This window comes from Paenibacillus alginolyticus DSM 5050 = NBRC 15375 (assembly GCF_000422905.1).
Classification (GTDB): Bacteria; Bacillota; Bacilli; order Paenibacillales; family NBRC-103111; genus Paenibacillus_E; species Paenibacillus_E alginolyticus.
Map to the genome: position 1 here is coordinate 1 of NZ_AUGY01000135.1, position 15656 is coordinate 15656.

General features: G+C 46.4%; 14 protein-coding genes and 1 pseudogene. 14 read left to right on the forward strand and 1 reads right to left on the reverse strand.

The window, feature by feature from the left end; translation table 11 throughout:
- From G519_RS46115 to G519_RS0135075, 14 genes and pseudogenes are all read left to right on the forward strand, one after another.
- Positions 1-303: group II intron maturase-specific domain-containing protein (locus tag G519_RS46115; RefSeq protein WP_036635056.1), on the forward strand; the 303-nt coding region annotated here is incomplete at its 5' end.
- Positions 304-355: 52 nt separating this feature from the next.
- Positions 356-1336 carry a group II intron reverse transcriptase gene (locus tag G519_RS46120; protein WP_051253964.1) on the forward strand — a complete coding sequence of 327 codons (981 nt, stop codon included), beginning with the start codon at positions 356-358 and terminating at the stop codon, positions 1334-1336.
- 388 nt (positions 1337-1724) lie between these two features.
- Positions 1725-3446 (forward strand): annotated as a pseudogene (gene poxB / locus G519_RS46125) (ubiquinone-dependent pyruvate dehydrogenase).
- Between the two features lie 649 nt (positions 3447-4095).
- A complete protein-coding gene (locus tag G519_RS46130) occupies positions 4096-5487 on the forward strand; it encodes an extracellular solute-binding protein (RefSeq protein WP_051253966.1) in 1392 nt (463 codons plus the stop codon).
- Complete coding sequence (locus G519_RS0135025) at positions 5484-7280, forward strand: cache domain-containing sensor histidine kinase (protein WP_029198565.1); 1797 nt, start codon at positions 5484-5486, stop codon at positions 7278-7280. Before G519_RS46130 ends, G519_RS0135025 begins: the two co-directional genes overlap by 4 nt.
- The gene (locus tag G519_RS0135030) at positions 7277-8398 is read left to right on the forward strand and encodes a response regulator (RefSeq protein WP_029198566.1); all 1122 of its coding nucleotides are present in this window, start codon (positions 7277-7279) and stop codon (positions 8396-8398) included. The genes G519_RS0135025 and G519_RS0135030 overlap by 4 nt, the downstream gene beginning before the upstream one ends.
- Positions 8399-8621: 223 nt before the next feature.
- On the forward strand, positions 8622-9983 hold the full coding sequence (locus G519_RS0135035; protein ID WP_029198567.1) for an ABC transporter substrate-binding protein: 1362 nt from the start codon (positions 8622-8624) through the stop codon (positions 9981-9983).
- A 74-nt stretch (positions 9984-10057) separates the two neighbouring features.
- On the forward strand, positions 10058-11014 hold the full coding sequence (locus G519_RS0135040; protein WP_084160500.1) for a carbohydrate ABC transporter permease: 957 nt from the start codon (positions 10058-10060) through the stop codon (positions 11012-11014).
- Between the two features lie 11 nt (positions 11015-11025).
- On the forward strand, positions 11026-11883 hold the full coding sequence (locus G519_RS0135045) for a carbohydrate ABC transporter permease (RefSeq protein ID WP_036635059.1): 858 nt from the start codon (positions 11026-11028) through the stop codon (positions 11881-11883).
- A 26-nt stretch (positions 11884-11909) separates the two neighbouring features.
- Positions 11910-12068, forward strand: coding sequence for a hypothetical protein (locus G519_RS50820; RefSeq protein ID WP_154669649.1), 159 nt, complete (start codon positions 11910-11912; stop codon positions 12066-12068).
- 14 nt (positions 12069-12082) lie between these two features.
- Positions 12083-13273: an MFS transporter gene (locus tag G519_RS0135055; protein WP_244280324.1), complete on the forward strand. Its 1191-nt coding sequence runs from the start codon at positions 12083-12085 to the stop codon at positions 13271-13273.
- Positions 13270-13548 (forward strand): hypothetical protein, encoded by a 279-nt coding sequence (locus G519_RS0135060; protein ID WP_029198571.1) that lies wholly within the window; start codon positions 13270-13272, stop codon positions 13546-13548. Before G519_RS0135055 ends, G519_RS0135060 begins: the two co-directional genes overlap by 4 nt.
- Before the next feature lie 49 nt (positions 13549-13597).
- On the forward strand, positions 13598-14086 hold the full coding sequence (locus G519_RS49565) for a sugar phosphate isomerase/epimerase family protein (protein ID WP_244280325.1): 489 nt from the start codon (positions 13598-13600) through the stop codon (positions 14084-14086).
- Between the two features lie 269 nt (positions 14087-14355).
- The gene (locus G519_RS0135075) at positions 14356-15306 is read left to right on the forward strand and encodes a formylglycine-generating enzyme family protein (protein WP_029198574.1); all 951 of its coding nucleotides are present in this window, start codon (positions 14356-14358) and stop codon (positions 15304-15306) included.
- Positions 15307-15474: 168 nt separating this feature from the next.
- Here the strand turns inward: G519_RS0135075 and G519_RS51785 are convergent.
- Positions 15475-15656 (reverse strand): hypothetical protein (locus G519_RS51785; protein WP_208860927.1); only part of this gene is annotated, 182 nt, incomplete at its 5' end.

The window sequence follows — 15656 nt, forward strand, 5'->3', positions numbered from 1 at the left end:
ATGAGGCAGACGATAAGAGGATGGCGGATGCATTTGAAGCCGGACGTGGCCATTGATGACCTGTCGCGGATGTTCAATGCCTCGATTAGAGGGTGGATCAACTACTATGGACACTTCTGCAAGTCGCAGCTCTATCCCGTTTTACGCCATATGAACGAGGCACTCATCCATTGGGCAAGAAGGAAATACAAGAAACTGGAGAGGCACAAGACAAGGGCGACAAATTGGATGGGACGACTTGCAAAGAATCTTCCTAAACTGTTTGCACACTGGCAGATGGGAATACTGCCTACGGCTGGATAATGGGAGCCGGATGAGCCGAGAGGTTCACGTCCGGTTCTGAGAGGGCCTGAGGGTGCGATTCCCTCGGGCTACTTACCTCAAAATCATTTGTCGCGATTGGAGGTCCGCCCAGAGGTGGTATCATGCGGTTGTTCTGTATCTCAAAGACCGCCTGAAACTCGACGTCTCACCAGAGAAATCGCAAATCATCAATCTGCGAAAAAGAGAGTCGGAATTTCTTGGTTTCACAATCCGAGCGAACAAAAAGGGTCAAAAGCGAGTAGCGCATACCGGCATTAAAGCGAACAAAAGGCAGAAAATCAAAAGCGAAGCCAAGAAACACATCCTCAAAATGAGGACTTCGCCAACGGCTTTAAACGCTGCACGGTTCAACAGCTTTGTTTTAGGAATTCACAACTACTTCAATCGGGCAACACATGTTAGTGTTGCGTTCTCACGTCTTGCCTACGATCTGCGAGCTTTCATGTACAATCGTCTCAAACAAATCGGGAAATACGAGCATCCTGCAAACCCACCGCCAACGTACAGTAAATTTTACAGCTTGGGTTACAGGACGTTTAAAGTAGCAGATGTTTATCTATATCCTCTTGCCAACGTGAAAACAAAGAATACGATGGGCTTTAGTACAGGGTTATCGCTCTTTACCACAGCAGGCAGAGAACAAATCTACAAAAAGCTTCGACCAGATTTACGTCAGGAAATTTCCTTACTAACGAAATCTATCATCCCGAATCAAAGTGTAGAATATATGGATAATCGGATTAGTCGGTACAGCATGAAGATGGGGAAATGCGAAATTACAGGCATGTATCTCTTCGCTTCCGATGTTCACTGCCACCACTATATCCCGTTGCACGTAGGTGGAAACGACAAGTTTAACAATTTGCGCATCCTCCATAAAGAGGTCGGGCAACTTATCCTCCAAACACATAAAGAGACGATTGACGTACTCAAGAATAGACTGGGTCTAACGGAATTGATGATGAACAAGATCAACAAATACCGTGAAAAATATGCTTTAGAACCAGTTTAACATATCCCAAATCAATTAGTAACGGGGAACTTATGATCAAGTACTTTAGTTAGATGGAACGCGGAGTGCTTGGAAACAGGCACGCTCCGTGTGGAGCAGGGGAAAAGCTGGAGATCACATCAAATGCTTACCTATTGCAAACCGTTAGTTGAAAAATGGGAGCAGATCGCCGCGGCCGGCAACTGTTCCCTTTTTCATTGAAGTAACGGGCAGCATTCCTATAATAAGGAATGAAATGACCGAAATTTGACTACTTAATCTAAGATTGAAGCCCAACAAACCCGAGATGTGGATTGCCCGGCTTTCTTCTTGGTTCAGGCTTAAATCGTTGTGAAATCAAGAATAGGCTATTATGGCAAAATAATAAAAACAAAAGGGAGAGATTCCCTTGAGAAGAACGATAGCGGATTCCATCGTGGAATCCCTTCTGAACTCCGGCGTGAAGCGAATTTTCGGCATTATCGGCGATTCGCTCAATGCCTTGCTCGATGCGATCCGTCGTTCCGGAAAAATAGAATGGATCCATGTCCGCCACGAAGAGGTTGCAGCATTCGCGGCGGGCGCGGATGCCACCCTCAGCGGAGGAATCGCCGTATGCGCGGGTAGCAGCGGACCAGGTAATTTGCATCTCATTAACGGATTGTACGATTGCCATCGAAACCGGGTGCCAGTACTTGCGATTGCCGCTCATATTCCGAGCAGTGAAATCGGCAGCGGCTTTTTTCAAGAGACCCGTCCGGACATGTTGTTTCAGGAATGCAGCTTCTTTTGTGAAGTCGTAACCGGACCGAGGCAAATGCCTCGAGCGGTTACGATGGCGATGCAAACCGCGACGGCAAGATCGGGAGTGTCTGTCTTAGTTCTTCCGGGTGACGTAGCCGCTTTCGAATACGACGAAAGCCCCGTTCCGAAACGTGTCATCCATTCCACCCGGCCGATTGTCTGCCCTTCTACAGACGAATTGAAGACGCTTGCCGACTACTTAAACAAAGGCAAGAGGATCACCTTGCTATGCGGTGCCGGCTGCGCGGGAGCTCATGCTTGGCTCATGAAGCTATGCGAGAAGCTGCAATCCCCGATGGTCATAGCGCTGCGAGGCAAAGAATATCTGGAATACGACAACCCATATTCCGTCGGATTAACCGGTCTCATCGGATATTCTTCCGGCTATCACGCCATGATGGAATGCGATGTCTTACTCATGCTGGGTACCGATTTTCCATACCGGCAATTTTATCCGCAGGAAGCGACCATCCTTCAGGTTGATTTGGATTCCTCCCGACTAGGCCGGTGAACGACGCTCGCATACGGGGTGTGCGGAGACGTGAAGACGACGGTCGAAATGCTGTTACCTCTGTTAAAGGAACCGCACTCCCCTGATCATCTGCAGCACTTTGCCGCACATTATGCCAAAGTCCGCGAGGAACTGGACAATCTTGCAGCTCCCGGCCGAGCGCCTATTCATCCGCAATTCCTCATGAAGGTAATCAGCGATCTCGCAGATGAGGATGCCGTTTTGACTTGCGATGTTGGGACGCCGACTGTGTGGGCTGCCCGATACTTGAGCATGAATGGAAAAAGAAGGCTACTTGGCTCGTTTAACCACGGGACAATGGCGAACGCCATGCCCCAGGCGATTGGGGCGCAGGTTGCGCAGCCGGGACGCCAGGTCGTATCGCTGTCGGGGGACGGGGGACTCACCATGCTGCTCGGAGATCTATTGACCCTTCGTCAGCATAAGCTCCCGATCAAGATCGTTGTCTTTAATAATGGCGCGCTTGGATTCGTGGAATTGGAAATGAAAGCAGCCGGCTTTTTAGAATTCGGAACGGAACTCGACAATCCAAACTTTGCGGCACTGGCTCAAGCCATGGGAATCGAAGGAATCCGGGTCGAGGATCCGAATGACTTGGAAAGCGCCGTTCGCCGAGCGCTCGAACACAGCGGTCCGGTAGTGCTGGACGTCGTCGTCAATCGTCATGAGCTGGCTATGCCGCCGAAGATCAACTTCGAGCAGGCACGCGGATTTACGATGTGGATGCTGAAAGCCGTTTTGAACGGGCAAGGCAACGAAATCATCGAACTGGCGAAAACCAATCTCCTTCGGTAATAAATAGGAATACTTTGAAGTGGTGTCGGAAGTCAGAAATATTGTCCCAATCCCGAGGGAGAGGGAGGGAATATCAGCTTTACTAAAGATTCCTACAACTGACTGATCACACTGCCTTGGTCGTAAGCGTAAAATAGCCCCCATCTGATTGCCAGGTGGGGGCTATTTTACGCTTACGTTAATACGAAAAGAATTACAGCCAGTTACTTCGCAATTATCTCTAGCATGTATCGAAATTTATTCAATTTTGGAGCCTATGTCCGATTAATGAGGTAGAGAACTTTAAAGCAATCGGCAGCCTCGTTGAGGGACGGGCAGAAATCCGTAAGAAGGGTTTTGGATAATAAAGGAGAATTACTTACCTACACCAAAAAGGGGTGGCGCTTGTTTATCTCAAGGAACATTCATACCTACAATCGCTATTGATTTTGCGGTCGTTCCGATGCTTTTGGGATTTACCTACACGTTGATGCTTCCCTTATTTGTAGGGAATTTGTGAGATTTGGGAGCGGCCGAGTTAAGCATTCTTCTCTCTATCACCGCTGCTGGTGAGCTTATGGGCTTGATTTGGTTTTCTGCCGGCGAGGAAATCAGGTTCCCGGGCAGATGGTTGGTATAAGTAAACAATTAAAGGAAATTAGGTGGGAACATGTTGATTGGCAGATGGTTTATACGGGTTTTTCTCATCTTCGTTCCTCTTTCCCTCTTATGTGTGTTCTCCCTGTTCCAAACGACCGTTGAAAAGGAACGGTCATCCTCCGTCGGCACACTCGAAGAAGAGCGAGGGCCGCAAGTCGAATTAGAGTTTTGGAATACTTGGGTTCATAATGAACCTTGGCAGGAGATTATCTTTGAAAGAATGAAAAGTTTCGAAAAAGTGCATCCGGAGATCAAACTCCATATGGTTGCTATTCCTCATGATGAATATAAAATCAAAGTAAAAGCTGCCGCGGCCGGGAGGGAACTTCCCGATCTCCTGGTGGTATGGCCAGGAGCGGAAATGCGTCCACTTGTGGCAGGACGGTCGCTTTCGCCCATAGATGAGATTGTAGACAATTACAAGGACAAATTGATTCCGGCCAATAAACTGATGGATTACGCGGTTGGCGGAAAGCAATATGCGATCCCGACGGTTGTTAACTTTACTAGCATTATTTATTATGACAAGGCTTTGCTTATGAACAAAGGATATCCGCATTTTCCTGAAACTTACGGAGAAATGAAGCAGCTTCTGATCAGGCTCCGCAATGATGGGAAAATTCCGATCGCTTTGGGCAATAAAGCCAAATGGGTGCTGCAATCCTGTTATTTATCGACGATCGGGAGCCGGTATACCGGAGATAAGTTCCTGGCGGAGGCAATCCGCGGGGAGAGAAGCTTTACCGATCCGGAATTTGTAAGCGCTTTACGACTAATCGAGGAATTGAATAAAATGGGAGCTTTTAATGATAACATGAACAGTTTGGACAATAACCAGCAGGACGATCTATTCATCGAGGGGAAGTCTGCCATGGTAATTGACGGATCATGGGCCCTGCCTAAAATCTCGCAAAAGTTTCAAGGACTATTAGGCTTGGCGGCGTTTCCTGCTGTTAGCGGCGGCAGCGGAAGCGCAACGAGCTTATCCGGGGTGACCGGTCAAGGAATTGCCGTAAATGCCGATCTGTCTCCTGCCAAGAAAGCAGCCGCTCTACAATTCATTCAATACATAAATAACGAAATTACCTATAAGAAGCTGTTGCAGAGCCAAATACTTGTGCCCGCTAATATACCTGTGCCCAGATATGTAGATCCGGTGTTTAAAGAAATGTTCGAACTCACAAGCAGGGGAATTGCTCCCGTTTACGACGCTGTGCTTCCTAGCGACTTAATAGATACTATGAATAAGCTCCTCCAAGATATGACGACGCGAAAAGGCTTCGGACCCGAACAAGTCGCCCAAGTGTTACAATCCAAGATGGATGAAATACGAAAGGGGCAGTTCGACAGCACAACAAGCGACAATAATCCAAATGTGGCAAAAAAGGAAGAGGCACCATGAAATGGAACATCATTCGATTCAAAAATTTAAGCCTTAAATGGAAATCCTTCCTCATCTTTATGATACTTGTCTCCATCCCCAGTCTTGTTCTGGGGGCTATCGTTTTATTTCAAACGGATCAAATGTTAAGGCGGCAAGCCGTGGATTCCACCGTACGTGTTTTGGATACGCTCGCCCAGAATGTAACTTACATCATGGAAAACGTAGAGGATATCTCTTCTTACATGATTTATGACAATCAGTTCCGAAAATACTTGTATGGAGGGAAGGATCAAGAAGAAAAGGAGTTCAGCAACCTGCAGGACAGTATTCATGCATTTAGCGCATTTCAAATTATAAATAAGCGATATTTGGATTCCATCGAACTTCAGGGCCTAAATGGCGTGTTACTTACAATAGGCGAACCGGTGACGGTAGATGAAAGCAAGTGGGTCCGTGAAGCGGAAGAGGCGCAGGGCGGCTATGTGTGGAGCGGCGCTTATCCCGTAAGAAGCACGTGGACAGGGGAACAAAAATATGTCATCTCTTTGATCCGGCAGATCCATGACATAAACGATTTAAATAAAACCATCGGTTTGGTGCGAATCCGATTGAGTGAGTCCTATTTTTATTCGCTGATTAGCACTAAAGGCTTTTCGCCATTGACAGGATCGGTCTCTATTGTTGACAGCGCCGGAGAAATTTTGTCCCATGAAAATAAATTTTACATCGGCAAAACGTATCCGGATTCTGTGCTGGTCAATCAAATGAATGAGGGAAAGAACCTGTTCTCTTATTCGAACAAATCCGGCGGATATCTCGTCGTTGCCCGAAAGATCGATCATACGAATTGGTATCTTGTCGCCAAGGTCGACGAGCTTGAAATTATCAAAAATTTAGATGCAATTCGAACTTCGATTAAAGGGATGACTCTGTTTTCCATTACTTTGGGAATCATGGCTTTAATAGGATTTTATTGGGTGATTATTCGACCGATTATCGAACTGACCCGCATTACCATTCAGGTCGAACAAGGCGATTTTGAACCCAAGTTCAAGGTCAAAAGTAATGATGAAATCGGAAGACTCGGTCTTCGCTTCAATAAAATGCTGCGGACGATTCAACGTTTGATCGAAACGAAGTACAAGCTTGAGATCCAGCATAAGGAGTCTGAACTAAAAGCATTGCAAAATCAGATCGACCCGCACTTTCTCTACAACACGTTGGATACGATTCATTGGACCGCACGGTTGGAAAATGCCAAGGATACTAGCAAGCTCATTGTGGCGCTCTCCAAGTTGTTTCGCATTAGTTTAAGTAATGGAAAACTGTGGATTACACTCGAACAGGAACTGGAATACGTAAGAAACTATTTGATACTGCAAAAACAAAGGGTATACTTTCCGCTTTATTACGAAATTGATAGGGAAGACCACCTAGCAAACGTTCTTGTACCCAAAAAAATTATTCAACCATTGGTGGAAAATTGTATTATTCACGGTTTCAAAGAAAATCGCGAATCTGGGTCTATCGAAATCCGTTGTACGTCCCAAGATGGGAGCTTATTTATAGATGTAATGGATGATGGGGAAGGTTTTAATCCACAACAGGCACATAGCGTTATTACGGGGGATTCGGAGCATGGCTTTGCCCTAAGAAACATTCAAGAGCGGCTCACGCTGCTGTTCGGGGAAATCTGCGGCCTGCAATTTTTTGGTGGCGAGGGAAATGGGGCTCACGTCCGAATCACTTTGCCTATCATTCACAACGAAGAAGTGATGAACTATAGGATGGGAAAGGGGTGCAGGGAATGAAAGCCAGGGTATTAATCGTAGATGACGAACCAGTGATATGCAGGGGACTCAGATTGACGGTTCCTTGGGAAGAGATCGGGGTAGAAATAATCGGCGAGGCGTACAACGGGGAGCAGGCGCTGGCTATCGTACAAAAAACGCCGGTTGACGTTATTTTAACGGATGTCAGAATGCCATCCATGAATGGACTTGAGCTCGTGGAAATTTTGCACCGTGAGGACTACCGAATCAAAATGATTATATTAAGCGGATATGATGAATTTACTTATGCAAAAAAAGCGATCCGCTTCGGCGTCAGAGATTATTTGCTTAAGCCGGTCGACGTCGATGAGCTCATGGAAGTCATTGGGAGATTAGTTTTGGAAATCAAGAAGGAATCAGCTGGGCAGGCGGGGCTAGAGACAGCCGATGGGTCCGATCGTAAGGAGGTGTCCCCAACGCCGGAGCATGCCGAGAGAACAGAGGGAAAGCTTTATCCGAGGGAGCTGGAAAAACGACTGCTGGAATACCTTTTTCAACATCGCCATGACGATCTCCGCCAGACCGTGGATCATTTATTTTCCTATTTTAACCAGCATCATTATTCGTTTGAAGATGCTTTTCAGGTGTGTCTGGAAATACTTATGCTCGTTCACCGTCGGTTTCGGGAAACGGCTTGCTTGAAGGATTTGGCGCCTCAATTATCGAATCCGTCGAATGTTCAGGGGAGCAAATCCCTTACTTCACTTATGCACATGTTTTGGGGTACGCTTGCTAAAACCTCCGAGCTATTGAAACGGGGCAGCGTCGGGAAAAACCGCTGGATTATCCAAAGAGTCAAGAATTATATGCTTGAGAACTATCACGTAGAGCTTAAATCGCGGGAGCTCGCCGAAATGATTCATGTTACGCCCAACTATTTCAGTTCCATTTTTAAACAGGAAACCGGAAAATCCTTCAATGAATATTTGAACGAGATTCGAATTGAGAAAGCAAAGGAATTGCTAATAACAACCTCGGAGCTGGTAGGGACCATCGCCTTGACAGTTGGCTACAATGATTATAAATACTTTTCCAATGTATTTAGGAAATATTGCGGTGTTGTTCCTTCGGAATTTCGGGAACTAAGCAAGGTATAGCAAACAAAGTTTAATTTTTTCGACTAAATCGTAATTTAGTGGGATATGGAAGTAAGGGAAAATGTCATAAAATAAAGAAAGCGGTTACAAATTTGATGTGCCGACTAATTGGGCAGGGAAGGGGAGAGAAGGCACCGCTTGGTCATGGACGGGCATGCCCAACATCAGCAGTAGTAGTCATTACATTCAGGAAAATCCTTAGGGGAGATCAGGAGGTCATCCAATGCAAAAAAGAGGAAAACCGATTTTGATTACACTTGCTTCGCTAATGGCCACATCCACACTGTTATACGGTTGCTCCAATTCGCAGCCCGCAGCGGGCGGTGGCGACAAGCCCGGAAGCAGTAAAGAAAAAGTGGAAATCACTTGGCTAGTTAGAACCGACCCCAACATGATCGACTGGGAAAAAGATATGATCTCGGGTTTCCAACAGGCAAACTCCAATATTACGATTAAATTGGAGCAAATTCCGCAAGCTGAAATTGACCAGCGGTTGACGACGATGATCTCTAGCGGCAAAGTACCCGACGTATGGTCCGCCAACTGGGCAAACTCCGGCTTTGCAACTTATAATAAAATGGGCGCTCTCCTCGACCTGACTCCTTACGTGAAGACAGACGCCGACAAAATGGCTACAATTAACAAAGATATCATGAACATTTACAATATTAACGGAAAAATTCTTGGAATTCCCATGCTGGCCATCGGCAGCTTCATGTTCTACAACAAGGATCTGTTTGATAAGGCAGGGGTACCGTATCCGCCAACAAGCTGGGACGATAAGTCCTGGACCTATGACAAGATGCTGGATACAGCTAAGAAACTGACTCATGATGTGGGCAATGCGGATAAGCAAGTGTTCGGCATCCTGAACAGCATGAGCCCTAATCTTCAGTCTTGGGGATTTGGCGGGGACTTCTTCAAGGCGGACGCCTATAAGACAGCTGTAATGGGCGATCCAACGGCATCTTCCAATCCGGCTAATAAAGAGGCCATCCAATTTAACGTGGATCTGATTCAGAAATATAAAGTGGCTCCGAACCAAACGACACTGGATGCGGTTTCCGCGATTGGAGACCCGTTCCTGACCGGCAAAGTGGCGATGGTAGTCAACGGCGGCTGGGGATTCTGGAGCTACCAGTCTGCTAAATTCAAATGGGGTGTAGCGCCGATTCCGTATCATGAGGGCCGTAAAGTCCCTCTTTTCGTAGATCCGTGGAACATCAGCGCGAAGAGCAAGCATCCAGCGGAATCTTGGGAATTTATTAAATATCTTGTCGATCCAAAAGGTGGAGGCAAGACATTCATGGAGAAAACGTCCGCTACCCCGGCTGATACTTCGCTTGCAGATCTGTGGTACAAACAAATTGCAGATAAAGTTGGCTTGAAGGTAGAGGATGTTAAGGCGTTAAACGAAGGCGCCATTAAAAACGGACGTGAAGCGGATAACCATCTCATCGATAAGTTCGCCGTCATCAGTACCACGATCGGCCAAACGATCACTGGAATATGGAACGGTCAGAAGAGCGTGGACGACGGCTTGCAGGAGATTGACAAGAACCTTCGATCCTTGAACATGAAATAACAATATCCTAATATTTTTTGCAAAGTTTCCCTTGGGATGGACCAAGGGAAACTTTGTCAAATCGAGGTGATTTGATGAACCAAACCAATCAGGCTAGAACTCAACTTGGGGGAACGGCTCTACCTATCAAAAAGAAGAGGAATCCGGAGCGTGCCAGGGAGGAACGAGCATTTTGGTATTTTATCTCTCCTTGGGCCATTGGGTTTCTGCTCTTCACCGGAGGTCCTATATTAGCGTCTCTTTTCCTAAGTTTCGCCGATTATAATGTTGTGGACTCCCCTAAATTCGTCGGACTAGGCAATTATACCGCTTTGTTTCAAGACAAACTTTTTTACAAATCTATGAGTGTGACTTTTTACTATGCCATATTGTCGGTCCCTTTCACCATCATTTGTTCTCTGGTGCTTGCAGTGCTCTTAAACAACAAAATCAAAGGACAAGCGGTGTTTCGGACGTTGTATTATACTCCTTCGATCGTATCAGGCGTTGCCGTTTCCTTTCTGTGGTCTTGGCTGCTGAACCCGGATTTCGGGGTCGTGAATTCGCTCCTAAGCCAGTGGTTTCATATCAAAGGACCAGGTTGGTTTACCAAACCCAATACCGTCATACCTTCCATGGTGCTGATGCAGCTTACCTCGCTAGGGGGAACAATGGTGATCTTTCTGGCCAGCCTGCAGAGTCTGCCGTCCGATCTGTACGAAGCGGCATCAATCGACGGAGCAGGCAGACTTAAAAAGTTTTTCAAAATTACCATTCCGCTCATTTCGCCCGTCATTTTATTTAACGGTATTATCGGCATCATCTCTTCGTTTCAGGTTTTCACACAAGCCTATGTTATTACAAAGGGCGGTCCGGACTGGAACTCGTATTTTTACGTTTTGTATTTATTTAACACCGCTTTCGCCCAGTTCCGGATGGGGTACGCATCGGCGCAAGCCTGGATTTTGTTTATTGTGATCTTCTTGCTGACAATGCTGTCGCTTTGGGTGTCCAGACGGCTTGTATATTATGAATATGACAGTAAACAGTAGGAGGGAATGGCATGTTGAGAAATCGCAGAATCACTCACGGAGAGCTTAGCGGAATTAGTAAAACGGTCGTTTACGTACTTTTGCTGTTGGGATTGTTGTTGTTTGCTTTCCCTTTATTCTGGATGCTGACTACTTCTCTGAAAGATCTTGGAGACGTTCATAAGCTGCCAATGACCTGGATCCCATCGCCGTTCCGCTGGAGCAATTACGCGAAGGTGTTCCATGATGTTCCCTTGGCCCGGTATATCCTCAACACAGTGGGCTATACGGCCATAACGATGATCGCGGTTGCGTTAGCTTCTTCGCTGGTGGCCTTTGGATTTGCTCGATTGCGTGCGAGAGGCGGTAAATTCTTATTTTTGCTTGTCTTAAGCACCATGATGATTCCACCGCAGGTGACGTTGATCCCGCAGTATCTGTTATTCAATAAATTCGACTGGATCGACACGTATTTGCCGCTGGTCGTTCCGGCATTTGGCGGCAGTGCGTTCATCATTTTCCTGCTTCGCCAATTTTATATGGGGTTTTCCAAAGATTTGGACGAGGCGGTGAAAATCGACGGCGGCGGCTATTTTACGATATACCTGAAGATCATTTTGCCTCTTTCGATTCCTTCTCTGGCGACGGCGGCCATCTTGGAATTTATGTACAGGTGGAACGATTTGATCGGTCCGCTCATTTATTTAAGTAACGGTGACAAATACCCTCTATCTCTGGGGTTGTCCAACTTTACGGCGGCTTACTCCGCCACCCCTTGGAATTTGTTGATGGCTGCTTCCATAGTAGCTGTTTTGCCTCCGCTGCTGTTGTTCTTTTTTGCGCAAAAATATTTTATACAGGGTATTGTGATTGCCGGTTCTAAAGGATAACTTCATGAAAGCGCGGTGACGGAAACTTGGAATGGGGTATTAGTTCCTACAGTCCGTTTAGGTCATTAACCTCAGGGGAAATGACTATTCTGGATGTGGTGGAGTGGATCAACGGCGTTGGGCGTGAGCATGTGGAAATCGTGCCTCTCGGCTTTCAATTGGACGATAATCCCGAACGACGATGAGACTTGTATCAGACGTGAGACTCTTTTTGACTGTTGGAGGCGCGGGAAAGCTCCTATCCATCATGCTGCTGTACGGAATAGGAACAGGGATCCTGGCGCCCATGAACGCCATTTATTTGCATGATCACCTCGGCTTGACCAAGGGGGAAGTGGCGACAGTATATTCCGTTTCGCTCCTGCTGAATATGATCACCACAATTTCAGTAGGCATCGTCAGCGATCGCATGAGGCACAAAAAGAAGCTGCCGCTTTTGGCGGCTTTAATTTGTTTGGTCGGACTGTCCCTCTATATGCGAGCGGATGGTTTCGTGGGCGCGTTAATCGGCATGTCTATTGCTACGGCTCCCTCGGGGCTTATCATGGGTCAACTGTTTGCGATGGCGAGAAACCATTTTGCGTTAAAGGCCCCTTCAATCCTGGAAATGTCCCTAGTGTGGCTACGGGCTGGATTCAGCGTGGGATTTTTTTTAGGACTGCTGCTCGGGGCCAACCTTTATCTGCTTTTCGGTTTTCAGGGTGTGCTTACAGGGAATTTATCGGGGTACATCGGACTGATCATTATTTTGCTGTTATACAAGGAAGTCAGCCCTACTCATGCCGAGGTGCCCAGGGGGAAAGCAGAGCCTTTCTCTCTTGTGATGCTGATCGCTTTACTAATGCTTTTCTGCGCCGATTCCATTCGAGGTTTGTATTTACCGTTGGTTGTTGACCGTTTATTTGGGGAGCCGCAGCTAATGTCGTACCTCTGGAGTGCCCAAGCTGTATTTGAGCTGCTGTTTATGACGATAACCAGTTATTGGGCGGCCAAGTACGGGAGTAAGCAGATAATCGTACTGGGAAGCGTATTTGCTCTTCTCGCCTATATTCTTTATGCGACTGCCGCACCTTTGCCGCTCTTTTTTGTGGTTCAGCCTTTCTATTCGATTTACGTGTCAATTCTGTACGGGGTAGCCATGGGAGTTGTACAGCGAATGTTTGTCCACCGTACAGGATTCGGGTCAAGCTTATACGTATTTCTGACGCAGGGTGCATCTTTAATCGGATTTTTATTGCCGGTGCTTGTGAAGGGGATTTCGACTGCCATTTTTATCATCCCGATTATTCTAGTCTTATGTGCCATCTTGATAATTACAAGGCTTAGAGTGGGCGAAAAGGTTGTAAATAGCAAGGTTAATAACGCGAAGCTCACGGAGGGGAAATCATGAAGATCAGCATTTGTTCCTATAGTTTTCATCGGCTGTTGGCTGCGGGCAAACAAGATATTTTCCAATACATAAAGGATTGCAAGGAATTGGGCTGCACGCAGCTGGATCCTTGGAACGCACACCTGTCTACGATCGAGAAGGGGGAGGAAGTGATTCATGCAGGGAGGAATCCGGGGAAATCCCAGCATCTTACTTCCGTGGACGACGATTACCTGCTTTCGGTGAAGCGGGCTGCCTTTCGGCTGTATTGCCGTCGACGGAGCCCATATTTATGAGGAGACGGAAGAAGGCCGCCGGCGCAATCGGGCCCGGGCATACAGATGGATAGCCGTCGCAGAGAAGCTGGGAGCCTCGCACATCCGAATTGATGCGGGCGGTCCGGAGCAGTGGACCGAGGAGCAGTTTGCCATTACGGTAGATGGTTACCGGGATGTTATCGGACACGCAGCGGAGGCGGGTCTTCAGGTTGTTGTTGAAAACCATTGGGGGCCAACTGTACAGCCCGATCAAGTCGTAAGGCTAATAGAGGCTGTGCCGGAATTAGGCTTGCTACTTGATTCATGGAATTGGGCACATGGCAAACAAGCGGAAGGGTGGCTGAAATGCGCGAAGTATGCGAAAGTCATACATGTCAAAACGTTCAATTTTACAGAGAACGGTGAAGAGCTGACGCAGAATATCCCTGCTTTTTGCAGGCTGATGAAGAAGAGCGGTTTTCAAGGCGCATGGGGAGTGGAAAGCGTACCTCACGCTGATGGGGAGATAGAGGCCGCCAGAAAAAGCATCGAGCTTATCAAGCATTCCGTGTTTTGACCTTGATATTCGAGAACAAGAACTTGTTTATCCGAGGAAGATATAAAAGTGGAACCTGCGAAATTTATGCGTGATTCAACTAACGAAGAAACGATACTTGAAATACGGCAGGCAGCTGAGGCAACCTGCTTTTTTAATTTAATAGATCGTAATAATCAGCAAGGGATATTTCATGAAATTAACGAATATAGTTCATACAGTTTTCTAAAGACAATTTTGCGACTAAATGAGTACTTATAAAAACTGACCTAAATTGGAGGTTAAAATGTTTGAATACTCATATTAATCCAAAAGATGGATCAACACTTATTTGGGTACCATCTGGAACATTCATGATGGGAAGCAATGAATTTGAAGTTAGGCAACTTTGGACAAAGAATGAATGGCATGAAGATTGGTTTAATGCTCAAGTTGGAGGCAAGGATTGGGTTGGGGAGTTATTTCATCATGAAGTTGAAATTGATGGGTTTTGGGTTTATCGTGATTTAATAACGATTGGACAATATTATCTTTTTATGCAAGACACTGGACACCCTGCACCGGTTGATAATATGATTCACAGTCGATTGAACAGTGCTTGGCATGATGGAAAACCCGTTAAAGGAACAGAAGATCTTCCTCTAAGTTCTGCTTCATGGGAAGATGCAGTGGCTTATTGTGATTGGGCGGGAGTAAGACTGCCATATGAAGCTGAATGGGAGTATGCTGCTAGAGGACCGGAAGGTAGATTCTTTCCTTGGGGAGATTCATTGGATCTACATGATTGCCGATGTGGAGACACTGTTGCAAATAAGTTTTTCAGGTCTAATGAAGAATGGCGTCTTTGGTTGATCGGGAGTGGTAGAGATTCTAATGGTAAATATCCTGACTCTTCATGGCTAGGACAAAGAGTAGCTCAAGTTGAAGGGCCGACAGTTGTAGATTTATATCCAAAGGATATATCTTGGTGTGGTGTCCGTGGAATGGCGGGACAAGTACGAGAATGGTGTATGGATTGGTATGATCCAGATTATTATAAACAAAGCCAACGAAAGAACCCACGAGGGCCAGAAAAGCATGGAAGTCGATTTGGTCACGCACCTTGCAGAATATTAAGAGGTGGTTCTTGGTCTAGTCCAGCATATACAAGCAGAGGATCTCAACGTTTGTTCTATCCACCGGATAGGTGTGATTCTAACGACCATGGTTTTAGACCAGTAATAAATTTTCCGATCTCCTGAATTAAATCTATTGTTAAGCTCCCTCGTTATGATTTGATTTTCTCACGCAAGCTCGTGTATTCGCAGGATTTCATCCTCTTTGATATCGGACGATGAAGGAAAGAGAGTTGAATTGATAGGGCCTAATCGTTAGAAGGCATGCGGGAACAGAGGTGGGGGTAACATCACCTAATTTGTACCATCTGCTGCACGTATTCTCCACATAGCCCTTAGCGATTTTCGCTCCCATGTCGTGGCGGGTCTAAGCCCTCTCATTCCTTCGTCACATCTATCTAAGGGGTGGAGGTCGGTTTTTCTAACGGAACGGGTCAGTGCCCTTTTGCGTAACGTATCCCGATACTCCGTGCTTT